The sequence below is a fragment of the Amycolatopsis sp. NPDC059021 genome (assembly GCF_042739895.1).
Lineage (GTDB): Bacteria > Actinomycetota > Actinomycetes > Mycobacteriales > Pseudonocardiaceae > Amycolatopsis.
Genome location: NZ_JBHYIQ010000068.1, coordinates 1 through 6,548, shown reverse-complemented (window position 1 = coordinate 6,548; position 6,548 = coordinate 1). Strand labels below are relative to the sequence as shown.

General features: G+C 70.8%; 4 protein-coding genes. 1 reads left to right on the top strand and 3 read right to left on the bottom strand.

The genetic code is table 11. The features are described from left to right. Window positions 1–95: 95 nt before the first annotated feature. The 3 genes from ACFWX1_RS32165 to ACFWX1_RS32155 form a co-directional block, all read right to left on the bottom strand. Window positions 96–3,473, bottom strand: a complete 3,378-nt coding sequence (locus ACFWX1_RS32165) for a pyruvate carboxylase (protein WP_378393519.1) — start codon at window positions 3,471–3,473, stop codon at window positions 96–98. Between the two features lie 156 nt (window positions 3,474–3,629). Beyond that, on the bottom strand, window positions 3,630–4,556 hold the full coding sequence (locus ACFWX1_RS32160; RefSeq protein WP_378393518.1) for a S8 family peptidase: 927 nt from the start codon (window positions 4,554–4,556) through the stop codon (window positions 3,630–3,632). Between the two features lie 79 nt (window positions 4,557–4,635). Then, window positions 4,636–5,856 carry an erythromycin esterase family protein gene (locus ACFWX1_RS32155; RefSeq protein ID WP_378393517.1) on the bottom strand — a complete coding sequence of 407 codons (1,221 nt, stop codon included), beginning with the start codon at window positions 5,854–5,856 and terminating at the stop codon, window positions 4,636–4,638. Window positions 5,857–5,887: 31 nt separating this feature from the next. On the opposite strand from ACFWX1_RS32155, the gene ACFWX1_RS32150 reads away from it, so the two are divergent. Next, window positions 5,888–6,493, top strand: a complete 606-nt coding sequence (locus ACFWX1_RS32150; protein WP_378393516.1) for a TetR/AcrR family transcriptional regulator — start codon at window positions 5,888–5,890, stop codon at window positions 6,491–6,493. Window positions 6,494–6,548 lie beyond the last annotated feature (55 nt).

Below are 6,548 nucleotides of genomic sequence, written 5' to 3'. Positions count from 1 at the left end.
GGGGTTGGGGGGGGTTGCGGTGGGTGTTGGTTCCCGCCCAGGCGGGGCTGGTGGGGTGTCCCCCCCCACCAGGGGCGGCCACCCACCCATTCAGCTCACTCCAGGACGAGCAGTAGGTCTCCGCCTTCGACCTGCTGGACGGCGTTGATCGCGAGCCGCGCGACCTTGCCCCCGCCCGCCGCAGTGATCGACGCCTCCATCTTCATCGCCTCGATGGTCGCGACCGTGGCACCCGCCTCGACGACGTCACCCTCGGCGACCTGCAGCGTGACCACTCCGGCGAACGGCGCGGCGACCTGCTTCGGGTTGCCCTTCTCCGCCTTCTCGGTCGCCGGGATGTCGGCGGCCACCGAGGCGTCGCGGACCGAGATCGGCCGGAGCTGGCCGTTGAGCGAGGCCATCACCGTGCGCATCCCGCGCTCGTCCGCCTCGCCGATCGCCTCCAGCTCGATGAGCAGCCGGACACCCTGCTCCAGGTCGACCGAGTACTCCTCACCCGGCCGCAGCCCGTAGAAGAAGTCCTTGCTGGGCAGCACACTCGTGTCGCCGTACTGCTCGCGATGCGCCTCGAACTCCTTGGTCGGCGCGGGGAACAGCAGCCGGTTGAGCGTCCGGCGGCGTTCGTTCGCCAGCCCCTCCCGGTCCTCTTCGGACAGTCCGGTCACCGGCTTGGCCTCGGCCCGGCCCGCGAGTGCCTTGGTGCGGAACGGCTCCGGCCAGCCGCCCGGCGGATCGCCGAGCTCGCCGCGCAGGAAGCCGATCACCGAGTCCGGGATGTCGAACTTGTTCGGCTCCGCCTCGAAGTCCTCGGGCGAGACACCCGCGCCGACCAGGTGCAGCGCGAGGTCACCGACCACTTTGGACGAAGGGGTGACCTTGACCAGGTGGCCCAGGATCTTGTCGGCCGCCGCGTACATCGCCTCGATGTCCTCGAACCGGTCGCCGAGGCCGAGCGCGATGGCCTGGGTCCGCAGGTTCGACAGCTGGCCGCCGGGGATCTCGTGGTGGTAGACCCGGCCGGTCGGCGAGGCGAGCCCCGCCTCGAACGGCGCGTAGATCTTGCGCACGCTTTCCCAGTACGGCTCCAGCTCGCCGATCGCCTGCAGATCGAGCCCGGTGACGCGGTCGGAATGATCCGTCGCGGCCACAATGGACGAAAGCGAGGGCTGCGACGTCGTGCCCGCCATCGACGACACCGCGCCGTCCACCGCGTCCGCCCCGGCCCCGATCGCGGCGAGGTAGGTGGCCAGCTGGCCGCCCGCGGTGTCGTGCGTGTGGATGTGCACCGGCAGGTCGAACTCCTTGCGCAGCGCGGAAACCAGCCGGACCGCGGCGGGCGCGCGCAGCAGGCCCGCCATGTCCTTGACCGCCAGCACGTGGGCACCCGCGCCGACGATCTGCTCGGCCAGCTTCAGGTAGTAGTCCAATGTGTACAGTTTCTCGGCCGGATCGGACAGGTCCGAGGTGTAGCAGAGCGCCACCTCGGCCACGGCCGTCCCGGTCTCCCGCACCGCCTCGATCGCGGGCCGCATCTGCTCGACGTCGTTGAGCGCGTCGAAGATGCGGAAGATGTCGATCCCGGTCGCGGTCGCCTCCTCGACGAAGGCGGTGGTGACCTCGGTCGGGTAGGGCGTGTAGCCGACGGTGTTACGGCCGCGCAACAGCATCTGGAGGCAGATGTTCGGCACCGCCTCGCGCAGCCTCGCCAGCCGCTCCCACGGATCCTCGGCGAGGAAACGCAGCGCGACGTCGTAGGTGGCGCCGCCCCAGCATTCCAGCGAAAGCAGCTGCGGCAAGGTGTTCGCGACCACCGGCGCGACCGCGAGGAGGTCCTTGGTGCGTACCCGGGTGGCGAGCAGCGACTGGTGCGCGTCACGGAACGTGGTGTCGGTGACGCCGACGAGCGGCGATTCCCGCAGCCAGCTAGCGAATCCGGCTGGCCCCAGCTCGGCCAGCTTCTGCTTCGACCCGGCGGGCGGCACGGCGTTGTTGGCCACCTTCGGCAGCTTGAGCTGCGGGTCGAGGGTGCGGGGCCGCGCGCCGTGGGGTTTGTTGACCGTCGTGTCGGCGAGGTAGGTGAGCAGCTTCGTGCCGCGGTCGGCGGAGTGCCGCGCGGTGAGCAGATGCGGCCGTTCCTCGATGAACGACGTCGTCACCCGGCCCTCGCGGAAGTCCGGATCGTCGAGCACCGCCTGCAGGAACGGGATGTTCGTGGCGACACCGCGGATCCGGAACTCGGCGACCGCGCGGCGGGCACGGCCCACCGCGGTGCGGAAGTCGCGGCCGCGGCAGCTCAGCTTGACCAGCAGCGAGTCGAAGTGCGCGCTGATCTCCGTGCCGGAGAAGGCCGTCCCGCCGTCGAGCCGGATACCGGAGCCACCGGGCGAGCGGTAGGCGCTGATCATCCCGGTGTCCGGGCGGAAACCGTTGGCGGGGTCCTCGGTCGTGATCCGGCACTGCAGCGCCGCGCCACGCAGGTAGACGCTGTCCTGCGAGAGACCGAGATCTTCCAGCGTCTCACCGGAGGCGATGCGCAGTTGCGACTGCACCAGGTCGACGTCGGTGACCTCCTCGGTCACCGTGTGCTCCACCTGGATGCGCGGGTTCATCTCGATGAACACGTGATTGCCGTCGCGGTCGAGCAGGAACTCGACCGTCCCGGCGTTGCGGTAGCCGATCTGGCGGGCGAACTTCACCGCGTCGGCGCAGATGCGGTCCCGCAGTCCAGGGTCGAGGTTCGGCGCGGGGGCCAGTTCGACCACCTTCTGGTGGCGCCGCTGCACCGAACAGTCGCGTTCGAACAGGTGAATCACGTTGCCCGCGCCGTCGGCGAGGATCTGGACCTCGATGTGCCGCGGTTCGACGACGGCCTTCTCCAGGAACACCGTCGGATCACCGAACGCCGATTCCGCCTCGCGCGCCGCGGCCTCGATGGATTCCCGCAGCAGCGCGGGATCCTCGACACGGCGCATACCGCGGCCGCCACCACCGGCGACCGCCTTGACGAACACCGGAAAGCCGAGTTCGTCGGCCGCCGCGACGAGCGCGTCGACGTCGGACGACGGCTCCGACGAACCGAGCACCGGGACGCCCGCCTCGCGCGCGGCCTTGACCGCGCGGGCCTTGTTCCCGGTCAGTTCGAGGATTTCGGCGCTCGGCCCGACGAACGTGATGCCCGCTTCCTCGCACGCGCGCGCGAGATCGGGGTTCTCGGACAGGAAACCGTAACCCGGGTAGACGGCGTCGGCGCCGGCCTTCTTGGCGGCGTTGACGATCTCTCCCACCGAGAGGTAGGCGCGGACCGGGTGTCCCGGCTCGCCGATCTCGTAGGCCTCGTCGGCCTTGAGCCGGTGCAGCGAGTTGCGGTCCTCGTGCGGGAACACGGCGACGGTTCCCGCCCCGAGTTCGTAGCCGGCGCGGAACGCACGGATGGCGATCTCGCCCCGGTTGGCGACCAGCACCTTGCGGAACATGCCCGGTCCTTCCCGATTCTTCGTGGTGTTTCAGTGCGGTGGAATCAGGTGACGCACGTTACCGGTGTCTCCCACCGGACGGGAGGCGTTGTCCAGGTGATGGACGTCATGACGCACCGAACGTGATCCATCGACCGCATCGGGGTACCCGCCGGGTCAGGCAGGCGAGGTGTACAGCAGCCGGTTCGGGGTGCCGTCCGGCACTCCGGCGAGGGCGTTCTTCGACGCGGCGGCCACGAGCCCGTCGGCGACCTGGGCCGGGGTGGCCTGCGGGTGCCGCGAGCGGTAGAGCGCGGCGGCACCGGCGACGAACGCGGCGGACATCGACGTGCCGGTGATGGGGCTCGCGCCCTGGCCGCCCGCCACCGGGCCGGGGATGTCGACGCCCGGCGCGTAGAGGTCCACGGTCGAGCCGTAGTTCGACCTCGGCGAGGCCTTGTCCTGGATGTCACCGCCCGCGACGGTCAGCGCCTCGGTCACCCGCGCGGGGGAGAAAGCGCTCGCATCGGACCCGGAGCCACCCGCCGGGACGGCCACCGGGACGACCCCGGCGAGCGCGCGCACGGCGTCGTCGAGCTTCTCGTTGGGCGCGCCGCCGAGGCCCAGCACCGCGACCGCGGGCTGATGGGCGTTCTGCCGGACCCAGTCGATCCCGGCGATGATCTTCTCGGTCGCCCCGCCACCGTCCTTGTCGATCACCCGGACCGGGACGATCCGCGCCTTCTTGGCCACCCCGAACGTCTTTCCCGCCGCGACCCCGGCCAGCCGGGTGCCGTGGCCGTTCGTGTCGGCGGTGTCGGTTCCCGTGCCGTCACCGAGGAAGTCCTTGCCCGGCGCGACGCGGCCCTCGAAGTCGGGGTGCTTCGCGTCGACACCGCTGTCGATCACGTACACCGTCACGTCCGCGGCTTCGGTGGCGTAGCGGTAGTTCTGGTCGAGGCCGGTGCGCTGGTCGATCCGGTCGAGCCCCCAGCTCGGCGGGTTCGGCTGAACGCCTTGGGGGCTCGACTGCGCGGGCACCTGCCCGGCCGCCGTCACCACGAGCGCCACCATCGCCGTTCCGAGCCCACGTCGCAGAGTCATGTCTGCGTGGTATCGCGCGCCGGGAGGCACCGGCAACTCGGCGCTGCCCATGTCGCCCGAACGGTTGACGCCGGTCGGGTCACTCCTTCGGCACGTTCCCGCTGACCGACATCCGCGGCAGGCAGACCAGGGCGTCGAAGGCGTGGACGACGTCGGCCGGCGTGGCCATGTGCGCGTGCCGGATGCTCGCCGGGCCCTGGTTCCCGGCGGCGCGGCTGGCGCGGTCGGCGCGGAGATCGACGAGGCACGGGGCAGCGCCGGCGAGTGCCTCCTCGACGCTGCCCTCGGCGGGAGCGTCCAGCTTCTGTTCGTAACTGCGGAACCCGAGGCGGGTGCCCTCCTGCGGGGCGAGCCCGGTGGTCGTCCCGGTGGTGGCAGTGATGCCGAGCGCGAAGTAGTCGTCACCGAACTCCTCGGCGAGCTGCATGCCCGCCGGTGGGAAAGCGATCCCGGGCAACGCGGTGAACGGCGTCCGCTGTAGATGTCCATTGTGGAGCATCAGGACGATCTTGGCGTCGGCGCGCTCGCGCAGCAGCCGCACGGTGGCCGCCATGTACGTGTCCCGCGAGGAACTCCCCATCGCGGGCGCGGTGCCGGACATCATCGCCGTCACCTCGCGCAGGTGCAGATCGATCCGCAGGGCGCCGATGGCGTGGTGGCGCGCCGTCGCGAAGGCCTCGGCACCGCCGCGCTGCCGGTAGGCCGGGGCGAGCGCATCGAAGTGCGCGACGAGCACGGACAGCGCGGCTGTCGCGGCGTCACGCTCGGTGGTGCTCGTTGTTTTGTAGCGCTCCATCGCGACCGCGTTGCTCACCCCGATGTAGGGCTGCACCGCCGCCGTCGCGGCGTCCACAAGGGACACCGCGTCCGCGTCGACCTCGGCGAGATAGGCGCGGACGGCGTCGAGCGACGGCACCGGCGACCCACCCGAACTCGGCACGTCCAGCCCGGCGAAGCGGACGCCACCGTGTTCCCGCAGCCACGTCAGCATGCCGTGGACCTCGGGCGAATCGCCGAGACTGAAGGTGAACCCGTCACGGCCGATGTCGGCGACCTCGCCGGGCGCGCCCTGAAGCCACGCGTCGACGAGGTGTCCTTCCGGGAAGCCGGATTCGAAGCCGAGCACGGTGAAGCCGCGATGCTCCACGAGGTGGCGGAGAAGCTTGTCGCGCAGCAGCCCGAACTCGTGGATGTGATGGTTGTTCTCACCGATCGCGACAATGCTCGCGTCGCCGATGAGATCGGCGATCGGCGTCACATCGGCCGCCGAAAAGGGAGTGACGAAGTCCAGGGCTGGCATACTGGGCACACTAACGCAACGGGAGTAGCGGTTGGCAACGGAGTTACCCGGCACCCAGCGGCCCGGCGGGCGCACCGAGCGCACCCGGCTCGCCGTCCTGCACGCCACTTTGGACCTGCTCGCCGAGCGCGGCTACAGCGAACTGACCGTGGACGCCGTCGCCGAACGCTCCGGCGTGCACAAGACGACCGTGTACCGCCGCTGGAAATCCGCCGAAGGGCTCGTCGCGGCGGCGTTCCACCTCGGCACCGAGGACGACTGGACCGCTCCCGACACCGGCTCGCTCGCCGGCGACCTGTACGAGATGCTGGCCGAGCTCGTCGGGTATTTCACCACCCCCGGCATGCGTGAGCTGCCGACGGCGTCGATCCTCGCGGCGTTCCAGGCGGACCTGGCCGCCGGGGCGCTGCATGACTTCTACCAGGACCGGCACGCGCGCTGCGCCGTGATCACGACCCGCGCGATCGCCCGCGGCGAAGCGCCTTCGGGAACCTCGCCCGACGAGGTCGTGCGCGCCGCGAGCGGGCCGATCTTCTACCGGCTGTTCATCTCACGCGAACCCCTCAGCCTGGACGACGCCCGGCTCGCCGCGCGTGCCGCGGCGGCCGCGGCCGCCGCTGGCGTCTTCGTCGCCTGAGCGGCGCTCTGGCTTTGTCCTTTGTGGATTGACGCGCCGTGAAGGCCCCCTTCAC

Bases quoted from the DNA above. Each gene is read 5' to 3' on its own strand.
- ACFWX1_RS32165 (WP_378393519.1), bottom strand. From the start codon at position 3,473: ATGTTCCGCAAGGTGCTGGTCGCCAACCGGGGCGAGATCGCCATCCGT.
- ACFWX1_RS32160 (WP_378393518.1), bottom strand. From the start codon at position 4,556: ATGACTCTGCGACGTGGGCTCGGAACGGCGATGGTGGCGCTCGTGGTG.
- ACFWX1_RS32155 (WP_378393517.1), bottom strand. From the start codon at position 5,856: ATGCCAGCCCTGGACTTCGTCACTCCCTTTTCGGCGGCCGATGTGACG.